Source organism: Aquimarina ulvae, from assembly GCF_053613295.3.
Window position 1 is genome coordinate 1 of sequence record NZ_JBSIBP030000003.1, and the last position, 19,812, is coordinate 19,812.

A 19,812-nucleotide genomic window follows, 5' to 3' on the forward strand; every position below is an offset into this window, starting at 1 on the left:
CAAAATTGGACCACGGTTTCTCATACGGTTAATGTAAACGCAGGTACATATCCTTTTGGTATTTATGCTGTATCAGGTGGTTGGAATATGAATTGGATTAAAATTACGAATCAAGATATACAAAGGCTCAATGAAATTGTTGGCACTCAATCGGATGATTTAAAAATAACAGTATATCCTAATCCAGTAACTAACCAATTAACTATATATGGAGTTACCAGTGAATCAAATTTACTTATCGTTGATGTTTCTGGAAAAACAATTAAAAAAATTCAAAAACCTAAAAATGTTGATTTGCTAACGGTTGATGTAAGTTCATTACAAACAGGAACTTATTTCATCAAGACGTATCAGAACAATGCTTGGAAGGTTTTAAGATTTATTAAAAAGTAAAATTATCTAACACAAACTAACAATTTTAATTATGAAAAAGGGCTTATTTTTTAAAGCTATTACTATTTGTATTTTTCTTTTTTGGACAAAAGAAAAAGGATATGCACAATGTTCAGAACTTATATTCAATGATGAATTTGATGGTTCATCTGTAGATCTTACTAAGTGGAGTTTTGATAATGGAGATGGATGTCCCACGCTCTGTGGATGGGGTAATGCAGAGGAACAATGGTACCAACCAGAGAACACAACGGTACAAAATGGAAATCTAATAATTACTACTAAAAATGAAGCAGCGGGAGGCAAACAATTTACCTCGTCAAAGTTGATTACATCAGGTAAGTTTAATTCAAAGTATGGGCGATATGAAGCTAGTATAAAATTACCTTCTGCTGGAGGAATTTGGCCAGCATTTTGGATGTTACCAGAGAATGGAAGTTGGCCTTTTACCGGTGAAATCGATATTATGGAAGCGGAACATAAAAACCCTGAAAGCATAGGTGGTACCGTACATTATTCTAATGGTGGTTGGCAATACAATGGCAGAGAATTTAATGCGGGATTAGATCTTTCTGCTGGTTTTCATGAGTATGCTGTAGAATGGGAGCCTCAGGAAATAAGATGGTATGTGGATGATCAATTATTTCATACCGTAACACCTGCTAACACAGTTGATCCTTGGCCTTTTAGTGAAGGAGATTGGTATTTAATTCTTAACGTCGCAGTTGGAGGACCTGGAACTCCTTATACAGGTAATATCCCGCCTACACCAGCAGATTACCCTACACAAATGGAGGTCGATTATGTGAGAGTATACAGCGGAACTTTTAATACACAACTTATAGGAGATAATAATGTTTATGAAGGAGAGATAAACAAACCTTATACAATTACACAAACTGAAGGAGCATCGTACAGTTGGACAGTACCTGCAGGTGCTACAATAACTTCTGGTCAAGGTACCAATACTATTTTAGTTGATTGGGGAACAACTGAAGGAGACGTAAAAGTTACTGTGAATGTTCCAGAATGTGGTACTAATGAATTTAAAATGAGTGTTTCTGTTAATCCTGTTAAAACTTTAGAATATGTTTTTGAGGATTTTGAAGGAAATAGAAACCTAACTTATACAGCTACTACAGATGGTACATTAAGTGAATCTGTACAGAATCCTGGAGCTAGTAATGTCAATAATTCTTCAATAGTAGGAAAGTATGTCCGAGCAACTGGTGCGCAATATGATGGATTATACATGACAACCGCTAATATAGGGAATGCTTTAGAATATACATCTGGAGAAAAATCTATTTGGTTAGATGTTTATAGTAGTGCTCCAGTAGGAACAGAGTTTGTTTTGCAAATTGAGAATAGCTCACTTTCATCTGGAGATTGGCCATCAGGTCGTCATAGTAGATATAGTGCAAAGACTATTTCGCAGAATCAATGGGAAACTTTAGAGTTTGAATTGCTAGATCGACCAGATGCCAGTGTGGGAGCCCTTGATGTAGATCAGTTCGTGCTACTGATTGACCCCGATAGTTATACTGGGCATACCGTATATATTGATAATATGAGAAAGATGGATGCACCTGATCCCGTATTATTAGAAGAAGTTGTTATAGCAGATTACGATGGAATTAATGAATTAGAGTTGTTTTTTGAAAATGGAGAATATACATCAACTGTTGCAAATCCAAGTCCCAATGGTGTTAACAATAGTGCTAACGTAGCGCAATATGAAAGAGGAGCCTTTGAATCATATGATGTTGTTAGTTTTAATATAGACGTTATAGAAGACTCAAGTCCTTTTATTGATGGAAAAAATATCTTTTTTATGGATGTTTATACATCAGCACCTGTAGGAACTGAAGTTTCTTTGAGTTTAGAAAATCGTGAAGGATCGGATAATGATTTTCCCGCAGGAAGAAATAGTCAATATTCGAGTGTTGTCAAAGAACAGAATCAGTGGCATACTATTGCATTTAGTTACACCGCAGCGCCAGATGCAGGAACTTCTAATTTATCGGTCGATGAGATTTCAATTCTTTTTGACCCTAATTCGAATGCTTCTGAAACATATTATTTTGATAATTTCAGATACGGTGTTACCGAATATCCACCTACTTATGAATTCTCTGAGATGATTCATAACTACAACGGGGTAAATAATATTTCATTAAACAATACTACTACCGGTAATTATGTTGAGAATATTGGGAATCCAGATACAAATGAAGTGAACAATTCATCCCAAGCGGGAAGATATGTCAGGGATAATACGGAACTATATGATGTTTTATTTTTTGACACGAATTTTATTACAGATGCTAGTGCCTACGTTTCTGAAGATAAGAGGTTTGCAATGGATGTCTATACAAGTGCACCCGTTGGAACCATTATTAGTTGGCAACTAGAAGCTAGCTCGCTATCAAACCCTTCAAATTATCCAACCGGAAGACATAGTGTATATCAGGCGGCAGTAAAAGAACAAAATAGTTGGCACACCTTAGAGTTTATTATTACTGGAACACCAGATTTAATTGTTGAAGATAGTCAAATAGACAATATAGTATTTCTTTTCGGACCAAATAGTACTAGTGGAGACACATTCTATATTGATAATCTAAGATCATTAAGAAAAGAGGATGTTATACAAACCCCTGTATTGGCATCAATTATTATTTCTCCTAACAATTCTGAAATTAATCAGGGAGGAACCATACAGTTCGAAGCAGAAGGGTTCGATCAAAATGGAGAACCGTATGACACCAATTTTAATTGGACAACTACTGGTGGTTCTATAGATAGCAATGGATTGTTCACAGGTTCAGATATTGGAAGCTATACAATTACCGCTGCCAACGGTTCAGTTACTGGTTCGGCGTCAATAATCGTGAATGAAAATTCTGGAACTTTTACTACTATCCCTGGAATCATTCAAGCCGAAGATTATGACGATGGAGGAGAAGGTATAGGATATTACGACCTCACATCAGGTAATACTGGAGGTGCTTATCGACAAGATAATGTAGATATAGAGAATACAGGGGATGCTCTTGGAGGAGCCTATAATGTTGGATGGATTGATGCTGGCGAATGGTTAGCCTATAGTATAAATGCTACAAATTCTAATAATAATTATGATATCGACTTTCGTGTAGCCTCCCCCAATGGCAATGGTAGATTTCATTTAGAGCTGGATGGAGTGACCATTACGGAAGTGATATCAGTACCTAATACCGGCAGCTGGCAACAATACGAAACAGTTTCAGTTACAGGTGTATCTATTAGTAGTGGAAACCACGAATTACGTCTTGTTTTTGATGCCAGTGGATTAAACCTAAATTATGCGGAGTTTAAAACTGCTACTGATACCACTATTAACAATTGTGATGGTCAGGCAGCAAATGGCCAATATAGCTACAAAGTTTCATCAGATAGTACAAATCCTTCAATAACATTTGTTCCAGAAATTACTGGAATGGGGGACAATGTTTGTATTCTATATTACAGTACGACTGTTACAGGGCCATATCCGGGATATATTGTTGAGCCAAATGTACCTTTTCAGATAAATGCCAATGTAGGAGAAGAGGTTTATTTCTATTATACCTACAGCTTACCAACTGGAGGAGAGAATAATACAGCAGCAACTAAACATGATTTTATAGTAGGGTCTTGTAGTAATCGTTTGGGAGTTGATACGGAAAAAGAACCCAATATAGAGGTGTATCCTAATCCAGTGAATGATGTTTTGATTTTCTCAAAAATGGAAAGCACATATCGGGTCTCTATTTTTAATATGACTGGCAAAGCCGTGCAAACAATTTCAGTAAATAAGACACAGACCGACCTAAGAATGAATGTTAGTTCTCTATCTAGTGGTTTTTACATCATAAAAGCATACAGTCACAATAGAAAACCTTCGATATACAAAATTTTGAAGGATTAATTTTAGATAAGGATTGATTCTACAAAAGGAACAATCCTTATTTTTTGACAATAAAAATTTAATATAAAATCAAATAACCAAAATTATGAAAAAGAATAAATTCATGTTAGTAATAACTTTACTATGTGTGATTTTTTCAGTGAAAGAGTTACGTGGTCAGATTGTTCCTGTTGGAAATGGGAGTTATACTACTTCTTTTCCTGGAGTAGATGCTGCCGGGAGAAATAGTTACCCTTCTGGAACTCCTTGGCTTTCAGGAGTAGCAGCTTCTAAACCTGTCCCAACCAACGATTGGTGGTCAGATATGATCAAGACTGATCACGGATCAAAAGCATTTAATTATCCTTTGTCCTTTAGATCTATAGATACAGGATTAAATATTAATTATACAATTCCTTTAGGTTCAGGACCTAGTGATTACAGACAACCTATGAGTGATGTACAAGCTATAGTTGTTGGTACAGAAGGTCTGAATGCATCAAATTCTACAGTGTCGGATCATTCCGATTGGAGCGTTACTATGAATTGGGATAATACCTTCTATAGTAAAGTTAATATTGGTTCTCCTTTTGTTTATTTTGAAAAAAGTAATACCGCTGGATTGGCAAGAGTATCTGTTAATTTTAATCAGGCAGGAGTAAGTATCGATACTAATAAATTGATTATTCAAAACAATATGAATAATTCAAACTACGTAGTTTTTGCCCCTTCTGGATCTACCTGGTCAGGAAGTAACGGAGTATATACATCTACCTTAAATGGCAAAAATTACTGGTCAATGGTATTGTTACCTTCTGGTGTAAATATAGATAATGCGATAGCTAATTATGAGAAATTTGCATTTGTATTTCCAGGCAACACTCAAGTTGATTGGGATTATAATGAAACTAATGGTAAAGTAAGAACCACTTTTAATATAATACCAGAAGTAAAAGAAGGAAGTTATAATCAAGTATTGCAGGGTTTGCTACCGCATCAATGGGATCGTTTAGCTTCAGATTCGCCTATACCAGCAGGTTATGAGTATCCGTCAGTAAGAGGAACGATAAAGACACTTGAATCGAATACATTTATTGTGGAGAATACCTTTAGCGGAATTTTACCTACACTACCGGATTTAGGGAAATACACCAATGGTTTTGATCTTAGCTATCTTTCGAATTCTATTGATCAAATTAAAAATGATGGTATGGCAGAATGGACTGATTCTTATAATCAAGGTCAAGACATGAATAGATTAGTTCAGGCAGCCAGAATTGCTAATCAAATTGGAAACATAGAAGCCAGAGATCAGTTAATTAATACCGTTAAGGTACGTTTAGAAGATTGGTTGTCTGCAGAAAGTGATGAAGTAGCTTTTCTTTTTTATTATAATTCAGACTGGAATGCCATGTTGGGTTATCCTGCAGGACATCGTCAGGACAATAATTTGAACGATCACCATTTTCATTGGGGATATTTTATTCACGCTGCTGCTGCTATCGAACAATTTAACCCTGGATGGGCTTCAGAGTGGGGAGAGATGATTAATTTATTAGTTCGAGATGCGGCTAGTCCTTCAAGAACAGATTCAATGTTTCCTTTTCTAAGAAATTTTAGCCCGTATGCAGGGCATAGTTGGGCAAATGGTTTTGCTACCGAACCTTTTGGTAATGATCAGGAATCAACTTCAGAATCTATGCAGTTTAATTCTGCTCTAATCCATTGGGGAACGATTACAAATAATGATGCAATAAGGGATCTTGGAATATATTTGTACACAACTGAGTTGTCTACCATACAAGAATATTGGTTTGATGTAGAACAGCGAAGTTTTCAGCCGGAGTATGCCTATGATATGGTTGCACGAGTTTGGGGAGGTGGTTATGATAATGGTACTTGGTGGACCAGCGATGTAGCGGCTTCTTATGGTATACAATTGTACCCGATTCATGCGGGTTCTCTATATTTGGGACATCGAAAAGATTATGTGGATAGAGTATGGGAGGAAATGACACAGAATACAGAGGTACTAAGTAACACACCTAATGACAATCTTTGGTATGATACATATTGGAAATTTTTGTCGTTTGCAGATCCTCAGCGAGCACTAGATTTATATAATTCTTATCGAGAAAGGAATATTAAGGTTGGTATATCAGATACACAGACGTATCACTGGTTACATGCAATGGTTACATTAGGACAAACAGCAAATGAGATCACAGCAAATCATCCAATTGCAGCTGCTTTTGCCAATAACGGAAGTCTAACCTATGTAGCTCATAATTATAATGATAGTCCAATTACAGTCAGTTTCTCTGATGGATATAATTTATTTGTACCAGCCAATAGTATGGCAACTAGTAAGGACATAGATATTGATGTAACGTTAACTACTGATAGTACAGAAATTCTATCCGGAGGTAATATAAACTTGACTGCAGTACTTACAGGAACAGCTGTGTCTAAAGTAGAGTTTTATGCTAATGAAACATTATTGAGTACTGATACAGAAGCTCCCTATATCATAAATAGTGGATCTCTGGCTCCTGGATTCCCCAGAGTTTATGCTAAGGCTTATGTTGGAGATAATTTCAATCTTTCTAATGCTATCCCTATTCAAGTAGGATCGCAATTATCATATTCAGGAACACCTGTAAACATTCCTGGAACTATTGAAGCTGGACATTATGATGTGTTTGAAGGAGGAAGAGGTCAGGGAATAACGTATGTAGACAACGATGCATACAACCAAGGTGATTTTAGAACAAATGAAGGCGTAGATGCTAACATTACGGACAATGAAGGTGCAACTGTTGGATGGACTGGTTCTGGCGAATGGCTAGAATATACTATCAATGTGTCCAGTTCAGGGTTATATAGAGTTACATCTAGATACGCATCGGGTGATGCTAATGGAGGAGGTCCGTTTTGGTTTGAAAGAGATGGAGTGAGAATTAGTGAGGATATTATCGCTCCCTTTACAGGAACCAATTGGGATGTATGGCAGGATGTAGTTACCGAAGATGTGCGGCTTATTGCAGGAGAACAGATTATCAGAGTAAATATTGGTGCTGGCGGGTTTAATTTAGGAAGAATGACTTTCGAATATACCGGATCCACTGATGATCGCGTATTAACCAGTATAGATCTAACACCTGTTTCTGGGAATATGGAACCTAACAGTACACTTCAATTTACTGCTGTAGGTTATGATCAGTTTGGGGATATTTTTACTACAAATTTTTCTTGGTCTACTACAGGAGGTTCTATTAATCAGAACGGATTATTTACTTCATCTACCAATGGCACGTATATAATCACTGCTACTAGTGAGAGTGTTACTGCGAGTGCTCAAGTTGTTGTGTCAACAGCAGCTAATATTATTTCTTTACCAGGTGTTGTTGAAGCCGAAGACTATAAAGAAGGAGGAGAAGGAGTAGGGTATTACGATCTGACCTCAGGAAATACAGGAGGTGCGTATCGACAAGATAATGTAGATATAGAGAATACAGGAGATGCTCTTGGAGGCACCTACAATGTAGGTTGGATCGATGCCAGCGAGTGGCTAGCATATAATGTAAACGCTACAAATTCTAATAATAGTTATGATATCGACTTCCGTGTAGCCTCCCCCAATGGCAATGGTAAATTTCATTTAGAGCTGGATGGAGTGACCATTACGGAAGTGATATCTGTACCTAATACCGGCAGCTGGCAACAATACGAAACAGTTTCAGTTACAGGTGTGTCTATTAGTAGTGGAAACCACGAATTACGCCTTGTTTTTGATGCCAGTGGATTAAACCTAAATTATGCGGAGTTTAAAACTGCTACTGATACCACTATTAACAATTGTGATGGTCAGGCAGCAAATGGCCAATATAGCTACAAAGTTTCATCAGATAGTACAAATCCTTCAATAACATTTGTTCCAGAAATTACTGGAATGGGGGACAATGTTTGTATTCTATATTACAGTACGACTGTTACAGGGCCATACCCGGGATATATTGTTGAGCCAAATGTACCTTTTCAGATAAACGCCAATGTAGGAGAAGAGGTTTATTTTTATTATACCTACAGCTTACCTGCAGGAGGCGAGAATAATACAGCAGACTCCAAAGATAATTTTATAGTGGGATCTTGTGGTAATCAAATACAGCGAGTCAATGATAATATTTCAGATATTTATATATTTCCAAACCCTCTATCAGATAAAGCAGAAATAATTTTACCTGTCAAGCATCAGTTTATTAGCTACAGAATAGTAGATATTACCGGGAAGATAATTATTGATAAGCAGATTGATCAAAACCAAGAAAAAGTCGTATTTGATCTAGGACAAAAACAGACTGGAATATATTTTCTTAAATTATATGGAAAGACATCAGCACCTAGTTTCAAATTAATAAAAAAATAATAACACGTTAAACGTAAGATAAGTAAAGTAGTTCATTTCTTTTGAACTACTTTACTTTTTTTGGATATGATATGTACAGACAATTTCTCATCGTACTTTTACATAGAAAATGTACGATGGTGTTATAAATGATACCTTTTTACACGGCATACGGTATTAAAAATAGTAGTAAAATACAAAAGGGGGAAGTTATAACTTCCCCCTTTTTATAAGGTTACTAAGTAATCGAATAGATGAATTACTTAGCCTTTTTAATAATATACTTAGCCATTTCTTTAGCAAGCTTAGCATAACTCTCAGCGATTCGTATTCCAGAGTTGTAATCACCCCCACCAAAAGTAGCGCCTGGCATATTTTTGTAAGCTACAGAGCAAAGAATGTTATCTCGATTAGCCGTTTCATATACTGTAATGGTGGCATTTACCTTAGAAGGTTGTTTCATAACACCCACATTATAACCAGGATAAATCCAAGTAGTCTTTACTATCATAGTGTGTTTAGCACTTTCAAGACCTTTGTCTACTTTTACTTCTTGCTTTTTGAATCGTTTGTTGAAAGATTCGATGTATTTTGGTTCATATAAATTCTCTCGATCCGCAAACCAGGATTTTTTGAATTTTTCGCCCCTACCTTCTCCAGGGTGTTTTGCTTCTCTCTTATCCATTTTATCCTTTAAGAAGTCTTCTTCTGTATCGAATTTGTGAACTTTTAAATTTTCGTAATCAAAAACAAGGTTGTATTCAGAAATTCCTTTTAGGTTTTTAATACTTCCTTCTATTTTCTTTTGAGCAAAGGTAATTGAGGTTACCATAAGAATGGCGAATAATAATAATTTTTTCATAATTAGGTTTTTTTTAACATTTGCAAATATATTTAATTTTTAAAAACATTAATGATTAACGTTGTAGAATTAATACCGCTACTTGGCAGATATCAACTAATATGCCAATTTTATGCAACTGGTAAGTTGTTTAAAAATAAGATGGTCCGTTCTAAAAGGCAACACCATTAGCAATTATACCGCTTTATTACCTTGTTTTTATATCAAGTATAAAGCTTACGAAATTCTTTCTGCATAAGAAGCAGGTTGTATTCCTGAACCGTATTTTGAAGCAAGCACACGGGTAAATTCAGCGCCAAAAAATAATATTAGACTAGAGTAGGACACCCAGAGCAGTATCAATATTACGGATCCTGCTGCTCCGAATGCAGATCCTGGATTAGTAGTTCCAAAATAGATTCCTAAAGCGGTTTTTCCGATACTGAATAATACTGTGGTAACAAAAGCCCCCAACCAGACATCTCTCCATTTGATTTCAACATCAGGTAGAATTTTAAATATTAAGGCGAATAATACAGTAGTTAGAGCAAATGAAAACACAAAATTTAATGCTTTTATTGCAGATACTATAAAATCAGGAAAGTGCAGGCCTATCCAGTCTGTGGTTGCAGTGATCAATGCGGTTAGCACCAAAGATGTTAAGAGAAGAAATCCTATCATTAGTATGAGCCCTAACGAAAAGATACGATCTTTAATCATTTTCAAGATTTCACTTTTAGGCTTTGGTTTTACTTTCCATATGGTGTTCAATGATTTTTGTAGAGCAATGAACATTCCTGTTGCACCGTACAAAAGAGTGATAATACCAATGACGATTACTAAGGTAGATTGTTCTTGATCGATTGCGTTTTTAAGCATAGACTCTACAGATTTTGCAGCATCCGGGCCGAGTACTTCAGTGATTTCACGTATGATTTTTCCTTTCACTTCATTTTTTTCATAAAACAGACCTGTAGTTTGTATAATAATGATCAGTAGAGCAGGAAAAGAGAATAGTGCGTAGTAACTTACAGCGGCACTCATCTGAAAAGGCTCGTTGTTATTCCAATTCTTAAAAGTCGTAACCAAAGTATGGAAAAAGGATTTTACTTTATTGATGGTTTGCATCATTCATATTTTTTCAAAGTTAATCAATTACTTGATCCAGGGGATTTCCTGTTGTGCTATTCGGAAAAGCAATTCCTAATAAGGTAGCAATTGTAGGGGCAATGTCTGAAACGGTAGTTCGTTTATATGTTTCTCCTTGTTTTATTCCGGAGCCATAAAACAATAGAGGAACATGTGTGTCATAGCTATATCCGCTACCGTGGGTAGAACCTGTCCTAGAATAGGCAACTATGGATGGATCTAAAACATAACAGACATCTCCGCTTCGTTTTGGATTAAAGCCTTTTTTTATTTTTGCTCCCATGCCGGATCGAAAATTTGAACTTTCTAACTGAGAACGCGTGTATACTTCGTGAATCCCTCTTGAATTTAAAAGATAGTTGGCTATTTTATTCTCAACAAGTTCAATATTCATTGAATGTTTATTGATAATTGAATGGTTCAAAAAAACTTGGTTGTTAGATATATTTTCGATAATACTGTCTTTTTTATAAAACGACTTTATGTGATTCTTCAACTCTAAATGTATGGAGGCTTCTTTGAAGTAACCCGAAGGAATTTTAGTAGAAGTTAAGAAATTAGGTACATGAGTCGCCCCGTGATCCGATGTAAGAAATAACATGTATTTTTTCTTACCTACCAATTTATCTAGGCTATTTATCAAACGTGCAAGATCTTTATCCAATCGTATATACGTATCTTCAACTTCTTTAGAATTTGCTCCAAAGTTATGTCCGATATAATCCGTACTCGAAAAACTAATCATCAAAAAATCTGTATAACTATCTTTTCCAAGCTTTTCATTTTTGATGGCTTCGAGTGTAAAATCTATTGTAAGACTATTACCAAAAGGAGTCTGCCTGATGATGTCATACATTCCATTGTATTCTTTTAAAACACTAAGATCGTAAGGTAATGTAACATCATCTTTACCTCTAAAACCCCTTTCGAATCGTGTAAGATCGGATCCACTTTCTATATAAGTGTTTACATTATATAACGTATTCCAAGTATCATAATAGGCATCAATAGTAGCAGATTCATTAAAATTTATCACCCACTTTGGTAATTTTTTCATGTAGTATGATGAAGAAATCCAACTGCCTTGACTTTTTCCTCTAAACCAGTATGCAGCATTTGCGGTATGTCCTCCAGATAATACAGCTCCTCTTTCTTTGATAGCAATACTAATAGATTTTCCTCTCATCTGAGTATGAAGTCTGTTTTGATCAGCTATTGTAGTAACCTGAAGTTTTGTTGGAGACATTTTGCCAATAAAACTACCAGTTCCTACAGGAGAAACATTAGAATCTGCTACACAATAAATTTTTTGTTTTTTATCTCTGTTATACCAATTATTACCTATAATACCATGAAAACGTGGAGTAGTACCTGTATAGATGGACGCATGTCCTGGGGCAGTATTGGTTGGCAGATAATCATAATGATGATTATTAAAAGCGAATCCCTTATTTATTATTTTTTTAAATCCTTCTTCACTATATTGATCATAAAATCTGGTTAGATAATCATAACGCATTTGATCTACAACAATACCAATCACAAGTTTTGGTTTTATCTTTTTCTGATCAATATCTGTTTGTAGCTGTGCGTTTACAGATACAAATGTCGATAGAAAAAATAGTAATATCCTATAAGACATAAATTTAATGTTTTTTAAAACCCTCAAATTAATCAAAAAGCAGGTAACTTAATAGAAAATTATGGATACAGATACAACTTCTAGGGATCGTGTTAAGTTTTTGGTTGTTCTGTTCCCGTATTTGTTTTTTTTGAAAAGCTGCCGTCGTGTACTTTCCTCATAGATTGAATACTATAGAGTTTTGATATGGGCTTAACCAAAAGAGTCACCCTTTATTTCATATGCATTAAAGACTGTCACTGCTCCCAATTATCTTGCAAGTTCAAAATGCAATATCCGATATTTTTTAAAACAATGATTAATAGCCACTTCATTGTGGTTCTAAATATATTTATGACTTTTTCCCAAAATTCGAATACACTTATAGAAAATAAAATTATTCCGGATGGTATCCAGAAAGAAGTACTTATTGCGTTGTCTCATTATCCGGAATTGGAAGAAGTGTATATTGAATTTAAGATAAAGCCTTCTTTGAAGAAATCATTCATGAAAGCGCAACCAAGATTCTCTTCACTTCTAAAATCTAAAAGTAAAAGAAAATACGTGATCCTAATGAGCGAAACTTTTAAAGTTGACGATTTAGAATTGAAATTTAAAGATGTTCCACCTAGGGTTTTGATAGGCTGGATCGGTCACGAATTAGGACATATTTTGGATTATCATCAAAGAAGTAGCTTAAATTTAATTTTTTTCGGTTTAAAATACTGGCTTTCAAAAAATTATATTAGAGAAGCAGAACGTGTAGCGGATACCTATGCGGTAACACATTCGATGAAAGATTATATTCTGGAAACCAAAAAATTTATCCTAAATCATAGTTCATTATCAGAAAAATACAAAGCAAGAATTAAACAATTATATCTATCTCCAGACGAAATATTGTTATTAGTTAAAGAACAGGAGGAAAATTAGTCCTTCCTTTTCTTACCTTACATATTACTAATTAATACAATCACAATGGGAACTATATTAGAAAAAGCAGAAGACTACATATTTAATCTATTCAAGAATGAATTGCCAAAAACATTTTTATACCATAATTTTTTACATACGCAACGGGTAGTAGAGAGTGTAGAAGAGATTTCTAAAAGTTCTGATTTAACGAAAGAAGAGAAGGAAATTGTTCTGCTATCAGCCTGGTTTCACGATGCTGGTTATGTAAAAGGAGTAGAAAACCACGAGGAGGAAAGTGTAATATTCTTAGAAAAATTTCTTACTGACCAGTCTTTTGATGAGATAAATAAAGCTAAAGTAGCAGGTTGTATAAGAGCTACAAAAGTGGGTATAGAACCTGATACCAAGCTCGAAGAAATATTAAAAGATGCAGACAATTCTCATCTGGCAAAGGATTATTATAGAGAAGTTAGCGAATTATTAAGACAAGAGTTGCGTTTACAGGAGATATCAGAATACTCATCTGTAGAATGGAGAGAAGAAAATTTAAGACTCTTTACAAAAGAGCATAAATACTATACCAGATATGCGATTGAAAATTGGGAGCCGCTAAAAAATAAGAACTTATTAAGCATTATTAAAAAAGGAAAAAAAAGAAAGAAAAAAAGAAAAAAAGAAGACTTAAAAGCTAAATTGAAAGCAAAATATAAAGACGAAAGCCCAGAAAGAGGAATTCAAACATTGTTTCGTGTAACATTGCGTAATCATATAAAACTAAGTGATATTGCAGATACCAAAGCTAACATATTGCTATCAGTAAATGCTATTATTATTTCGCTCGCATTGGCAAATCTAATTCCAAAACTAGACGCTCCTTCAAACAGACACCTTATGATACCCAGTTTGGTTTTAGTGTTGTTTAGTGTGGCTGCTATAATTCTTTCGATAATGTCTACTCAACCAAATGTAACAGGTGGAGAATTTACGAAGGATCAGGTACGAAAACGAAAAGTGAATTTATTGTTTTTCGGAAACTTCTTCAAAATGCCATATGAAAAATATCAAGAAGCAATTGATGAGGTTATTAATGACAAAGAATATGTGTACAAGATGCTCACTAAAGACCTGTACCTTCTTGGGTTAGTGCTCAAAAGGAAATATAAACTTTTAAAAATCACGTATATCGTATTCACTATAGGAATTATACTTTCTGTTGTTGCATTTATATTTGCTTTTGGCAATGTAGATCTTGCAGAAAAGGTAGCAGAACCAATCATTTCAAAATAAAATTCTATGAAAATTATAGGCAGTATTATTAAAGGCGCTATTGATTTGAAAGGAGCTTTAACCTCAGAACCTAATCATATAGAATCTCAACAAAAAGTATTGGAGCAGTTACTTACAAGTGCTTCAAAAACAGCTTTTGGAAAAAAATATGGCTTTGAAGAGCTACTGAAGTCTTCGCAGATTCAAAAAGATTTTGCAACCAACGTTCCCTATTTCGACTATCACCAATTATTCGAACAATGGTGGCATAGAGTTGTTGATGGAGAAGAGAATGTTACTTGGCCAGATAGTCCTAACTATTTTGCGCTCAGTTCTGGAACAACTGGAAAAACAAGTAAACGTATTCCTGTGACGAATGAAATGATAGAATCTATTCGCAATGCTGGAATCAAGCAGGTCGAAGCGTTATCGAATTTTGATCTGCCAGCCTCTTTTTTTGAAAAAGAAATTATGATGCTAGGGAGTTCAACAGATTTGCAGGAAAGAGACGGTCACTTAGAAGGTGAAATCAGCGGAATTAGCGCAAGTAATATTCCATTTTGGTTTGAAGGTTTCTACAAACCCGGAAAAGAAATTGCCCGTATTGATGACTGGGATAAAAGAGTTCAAAGAATTGCAGAAAATGCCAAGCAGTGGGATATAGGAGCGTTGAGTGGAATTCCATCGTGGATGGAATTAATGTTACAAAAAGTAATTGAGTATCATAAAGTAGATACCATACACGATATATGGCCCAATTTACAAGTATATACTTCCGGAGGTGTAGCGTTCGAACCTTATGAAAAAAGTTTTAATAGTTTATTGAAGCATCCTATAAAAGTAATTGATACCTATCTGGCTTCAGAAGGGTTTGTTGCATATCAAGAGCGTCCTGGAACGGATGCTATGAAGTTAATTACTGATAATGGAATTTATTTTGAGTTTGTTCCTTTTCAACCAGAATATATTAACCAAGATGGATCATTAAAACAGAATGCGCCTTCGATTGCGTTAGCAGATGTAGAAACAGATCAAGACTATGTATTGCTTATGAGTACTGTTTCTGGAGCTTGGAGATATATTATTGGCGATACTATAGAATTTACTGATGTTGAAAGAGCAGAAATTAGAATTACCGGTCGTACCAAGTTTTTCCTTAATGTCGTTGGATCTCAGTTATCAGTCAACAAAATGAATGCCGCTTTAAGAGAGATAGAAGAAAAATTTGACATAGAAACACCTGAGTTTACGTTGGCAGCGACTCGGATAAATGATGAGTTTCATCACCATTGGTACTTGGGAACAGAAACTTCTATTGACAATGAAACTTTAGCAGAAGCACTTGATAATGCTTTAAAAGGTGCTAATAAAAATTATAAAGTAGCCCGTAGTAAGGCGCTCAAAGGAGTTAAAGTAACGACTGTTCCTCAGGCCGTATTTTCAGAATGGAGCGGTGCTCAAAAGAAAAAAGGTGGACAAGTAAAAATGGAACGTGTCATGTCTGAAGAAAAGTTTACTGAATGGGAGGCTTTTTGTGAAGATTCAATTCAAAAAAAGCCAAAATAGTTTAATACAACCTATGAGTTATAAAAATATATTCTACATAATAATCGCGTGTATGCTATCAGGTTGTGCACTTTATGACCCACAATATAGGGATGAGTATGTTGAGGTAAATCCACCAAAAGAGAATAAAATAGAAAAAACATTTTATTTAATTGGTGATGCAGGGTATGCAAATTTTGGAGGTAGCACACCAGCATTGCTAGCGTTTGAGAAGTATTTAGAGAACAATAAGGAAACAGGTAACTACGCGATATTTTTAGGTGATAATATATATCCTGATGGGATGCCAAAAGAAGATGAAGAAGATAGGGAAATAGCAGAACACCGTCTAAATGCTCAAATAAATGCCGTTAAAAACTTCGCAGGACAGGTATTTTTCATACCAGGTAATCACGATTGGTATAATGAAGGCCTTAAAGGGTTAGAAAGAGAAGAAAAATACTTTGAGAAGAAACTAAAAGATAAAAAGGTGTTTAAACCATCCAAAGGCTGTGCACTGGAGAGTATAGAAATTACAGACAACATTCAGTTAATTATATTGGATTCTCAATGGTATCTCGAGGATTGGGACAAGCATCCTACTATAAACGATAATTGCCCTGAGATTAAAACTCGTGAAGCAATGTTCCTCGAGATTGAAAGTGAGTTGAAAAAAAGTCAGGATAAAACGATTATTTTCGCTTTGCATCATCCACTGTATACAAATGGTGTCCATGGAGGAAAATATGCTCCTGTAAAACACCTCTATCCTTCTCAGAAAAAATTACCATTACCAGTTTTGGGTTCACTCGCTATGCAACTTCGTACAAGTGGAGCAGTTTCTCCTCAAGACAATCAAAATAGGTTCTATAAATCTTTAGTAAGAAGGTTGGAGACAATAGCAAAAGGCTCGGATCGAATTGTTTTCGCATCTGGTCACGAACATTCTATTCAATATATTGAACATAATGGAATCAAACAAATAGTATCAGGAGCGGGAGCAAAAAATTCGTATGCTACGTTGGGTAATGATGGACTTTTTGCCTATGGAGGACAAGGTTTTGTAAGGTTAGATATTTACGAAAATGGTTCCTCTTGGGTTTCTTATTTCGGGGCTAAAAATAATGAGCCTCAATTATTATTTAAGAAAGAGATAGTAACAAAGAAGGAGTCTTTTGATTTATCAACTATCCCAGAGATTACAGAGAAAACCGTTAAGACATCCGTGTATCAAGAGGAGACCGATAAGACAGAAGTTTACGAGAGTATATGGGGAGATCATTATAGAGAATTATATGGAACGAAAATAAACGCTAAAGTAGCGGTTTTGGATACGCTATATGGTGGATTAAGCGTAGTTCGAAAAGGAGGAGGACACCAAACAAGATCATTACGATTGGTAGATAAAAATGGAAGAGAGTATAATATGAGGGCTCTCAAAAAGAGTGGAATAAGATTTTTACAGTCAACTGTATTTCCTAATAATTATATTGAGGAATCGTTGGAAAATACAGTTTCTGAAAGCATTCTACTTAATTTCTATACAGCTGCTCACCCTTTCATTTTTACAGTCATACCTGATCTTTCTGATGCAATCAATATCAATCATACAAATCCACAGCTTTTTTATGTGCCAAAACAAAGATCTTTAGGAAAATATAATGTTGATCACGGGGATGAACTGTATATGATCGAAGAAAGACCAGAAGAGAACCATAAAGATTTGGCATCATTTGGAAAACCGGATGATATAGAAAGTACATCTGATGTATATGAAAGATTAAGACGAGATGAAAAATATAAGATAGATGAATCAGCCTATATAAGAGCTAGAATGTTTGATATGTTAATAGGTGATTGGGATCGTCATCAGGATCAATGGAGATGGGCAGAATATGAATTAGGGAATGGAGATCATGTTTTTAAACCTATTCCAAGGGATAGGGATCAAGCATTCTCAAATTTTGATGGGGGATTTCTAGGTACACTAAAAGGACTGCTTGGTTTTGCAAATCAGTTTCAAATATATGATGATAAATTGAACGATGTGAAATGGATTAATGCATCGGCTATCAAATTAGACAGAACACTCATTAGAAACAGCGGAAGAGAAGAATGGGTAAAACAAGCTACTTATATCACAGAAAATCTAACAGATGCTGCCATCGAGAATGCTTTTAAAAATATTCCTCCAGAAGCTAAAGGAGAGGACTTAAAGGTCATCAAAAACAATTTAAAAGGGAGAAGAGAGAACTTAGTTGATATAGCAAATAGATACTATGATTTTTTATCGGATATAGCTGTAGTTATGGGAACTGATAAAGATGATCTCATTCAGATTGAACGGAAGAAAGAGGGAATTACTAAAATTACACTTTCAAGAATCATAGACGGTAAAAAATCAACGTCGTTTAGCGAAAGGGTTTTTGATAAAAAGGATACTAAAGAAATCTGGATTTATGGATTAGATGATGACGATATTTTTGAAGCATACGGTACACCAGATGAACCAATTAAAATTAAAATAATTGGCGGTCAAAACAATGACATTTATCGATTTGATAAAGGAAGAAGGATCGCTGTGTATGATCATAAGAGCAAACCAAACACCGTTCATAAAAAAGGAGGGGCAAGAATTAAGTTTACTGACAATTATGAGATAAATAACTTCGATAAAAATGAAAAAGTATTTATTGATTCTTCGATTCTACCTGTAATTGGTTATAATCCGGATGATGGGATGCATATCGGTCCATTGTCAATAGTCACATTTAATGGTGTACAACGGAATCCATTTTCCAGTAGTCATACATTTTCAGGAGGGTATTATTTTGCTACTCATGGATTTAACTTAGGGTATAAAGGAGAATTCGCCGGAATTTTGGGCAATTATAGTATGTTTATAGAAGCGAAATATACCAGTCCTAGCTACGCCGTAAACTTTTTCGGATTTGGAAATAACACTGTTAACAATCAGGACACAGTAGGTTTTAACTTTAATCGCGTTAGATTAAACAAATATAGTGCTTCATTAGGGGTGTTAAAAAGTGGTCGTTTTGGAAGCTATTTCGAGTACAAAGTAACAACAGAAAGTATAAAAATTGATGATACTCCTAATCGATTTATCACGCAAGGAGCAAACCTACAAAGTACAGAAGATTTTGAACGTAAGTGGTTTGTGGATCTAAGTGCAACATATAGGTATGAGAGCTACGATGTGATAGTAAACCCTACTAGAGGCATGAAATTTGAAATTAATGGAGGAGTGACTACCAATGTTCAAGATTCCAAACGAACTTTTGGACATATAGAATCATATTTGGGATTTTATAATTCAGTAAGCCGCAATCGTAGATTAGTATTGAAAACTGCCGCACAAGCGCAATTTAATATTGGCGAAAATTACGAATTTTATCAAGGTACTCGAATAGGAGCAGACCATTTATTAAGAGGATATCGAACTGAACGATTTACAGGACAAACTGCTTTTTCAGGTAGCGCAGATTTACGATATAGTTTCAAACAATTTAAAACAAATTTACTACCTCTTCAAATAGGAATTTTTGCAGGGGCGGATTCCGGTCGTGTGTGGGTTAGTGGTAATAATTCAGAGAAATGGAATAGTGATGTAGGTGGTGGATTTTGGATTAACAGTTTAAATGAGGTAAAAGGAACCTTCAATTTATTTGCTGGTGATGATGGAGCTAGATTCTCGTTCACATTGGCTTTGAAAATATAATAATTAA

General features: G+C 35.0%; 10 protein-coding genes. 7 read left to right on the plus strand and 3 right to left on the minus strand.

Going from position 1 to position 19,812, the window contains the following annotated elements:
- From ACWGOQ_RS06835 to ACWGOQ_RS06845, 3 genes are all read left to right on the plus strand, one after another.
- Window positions 1-393, plus strand: a 393-nt coding sequence (locus ACWGOQ_RS06835; protein ID WP_458202516.1) for a T9SS type A sorting domain-containing protein, incomplete at its 5' end; no start/stop codon positions are given.
- A gap of 31 nt (window positions 394-424) precedes the next feature.
- Complete coding sequence (locus ACWGOQ_RS06840) at window positions 425-4,345, plus strand: family 16 glycosylhydrolase (protein ID WP_458202518.1); 3,921 nt, start codon at window positions 425-427, stop codon at window positions 4,343-4,345.
- Window positions 4,346-4,430: 85 nt separating this feature from the next.
- Window positions 4,431-8,750, plus strand: a complete 4,320-nt coding sequence (locus tag ACWGOQ_RS06845) for a glycosyl hydrolase (protein WP_452057209.1) — start codon at window positions 4,431-4,433, stop codon at window positions 8,748-8,750.
- A gap of 238 nt (window positions 8,751-8,988) precedes the next feature.
- On the opposite strand, the gene ACWGOQ_RS06850 is transcribed toward ACWGOQ_RS06845, so the two are convergent.
- The 3 genes from ACWGOQ_RS06850 to pafA all read right to left on the minus strand — a co-directional run bounded on the left by ACWGOQ_RS06850 (window position 8,989) and on the right by pafA (window position 12,361).
- A complete protein-coding gene (locus tag ACWGOQ_RS06850) occupies window positions 8,989-9,591 on the minus strand; it encodes a hypothetical protein (protein ID WP_452057210.1) in 603 nt (200 codons plus the stop codon).
- A 216-nt stretch (window positions 9,592-9,807) separates the two neighbouring features.
- Window positions 9,808-10,701 (minus strand): YihY/virulence factor BrkB family protein, encoded by an 894-nt coding sequence (locus ACWGOQ_RS06855; RefSeq protein WP_452057211.1) that lies wholly within the window; start codon window positions 10,699-10,701, stop codon window positions 9,808-9,810.
- A 16-nt stretch (window positions 10,702-10,717) separates the two neighbouring features.
- Window positions 10,718-12,361, minus strand: coding sequence for an alkaline phosphatase PafA (gene pafA, locus ACWGOQ_RS06860; RefSeq protein ID WP_452057212.1), 1,644 nt, complete (start codon window positions 12,359-12,361; stop codon window positions 10,718-10,720).
- Window positions 12,362-12,694: 333 nt separating this feature from the next.
- Between pafA and ACWGOQ_RS06865 the strand changes: the two genes are divergently transcribed.
- Genes ACWGOQ_RS06865 through ACWGOQ_RS06880 form a run of 4 tightly spaced genes read left to right on the plus strand, consistent with a single transcriptional unit; the run spans window position 12,695 to window position 19,805 of the window.
- Window positions 12,695-13,273 carry a hypothetical protein gene (locus ACWGOQ_RS06865; protein ID WP_452057213.1) on the plus strand — a complete coding sequence of 193 codons (579 nt, stop codon included), beginning with the start codon at window positions 12,695-12,697 and terminating at the stop codon, window positions 13,271-13,273.
- A 45-nt stretch (window positions 13,274-13,318) separates the two neighbouring features.
- Entirely contained in the window at window positions 13,319-14,542 is a 1,224-nt protein-coding gene (locus tag ACWGOQ_RS06870; protein WP_452057214.1) for a Pycsar system effector family protein, read from the plus strand.
- 6 nt (window positions 14,543-14,548) lie between these two features.
- Window positions 14,549-16,087: a GH3 family acyl-acid amido synthetase gene (locus tag ACWGOQ_RS06875; protein ID WP_452057215.1), complete on the plus strand. Its 1,539-nt coding sequence runs from the start codon at window positions 14,549-14,551 to the stop codon at window positions 16,085-16,087.
- 52 nt (window positions 16,088-16,139) lie between these two features.
- Window positions 16,140-19,805 carry a metallophosphoesterase gene (locus tag ACWGOQ_RS06880; protein ID WP_452057216.1) on the plus strand — a complete coding sequence of 1,222 codons (3,666 nt, stop codon included), beginning with the start codon at window positions 16,140-16,142 and terminating at the stop codon, window positions 19,803-19,805.
- Window positions 19,806-19,812 lie beyond the last annotated feature (7 nt).

Coding starts and splice junctions, on each gene's coding strand:
- ACWGOQ_RS06870 (WP_452057214.1), top strand. CDS start 13,319: ATGGGAACTATATTAGAAAAAGCAGAAGACTACATATTTAATCTATTC.
- ACWGOQ_RS06845 (WP_452057209.1), top strand. CDS start 4,431: ATGAAAAAGAATAAATTCATGTTAGTAATAACTTTACTATGTGTGATT.
- ACWGOQ_RS06875 (WP_452057215.1), top strand. CDS start 14,549: ATGAAAATTATAGGCAGTATTATTAAAGGCGCTATTGATTTGAAAGGA.
- ACWGOQ_RS06850 (WP_452057210.1), bottom strand. CDS start 9,591: ATGAAAAAATTATTATTATTCGCCATTCTTATGGTAACCTCAATTACC.
- ACWGOQ_RS06880 (WP_452057216.1), top strand. CDS start 16,140: ATGCTATCAGGTTGTGCACTTTATGACCCACAATATAGGGATGAGTAT.
- ACWGOQ_RS06865 (WP_452057213.1), top strand. CDS start 12,695: ATGACTTTTTCCCAAAATTCGAATACACTTATAGAAAATAAAATTATT.
- ACWGOQ_RS06840 (WP_458202518.1), top strand. CDS start 425: ATGAAAAAGGGCTTATTTTTTAAAGCTATTACTATTTGTATTTTTCTT.
- pafA (WP_452057212.1), bottom strand. CDS start 12,361: ATGTCTTATAGGATATTACTATTTTTTCTATCGACATTTGTATCTGTA.
- ACWGOQ_RS06855 (WP_452057211.1), bottom strand. CDS start 10,701: ATGATGCAAACCATCAATAAAGTAAAATCCTTTTTCCATACTTTGGTT.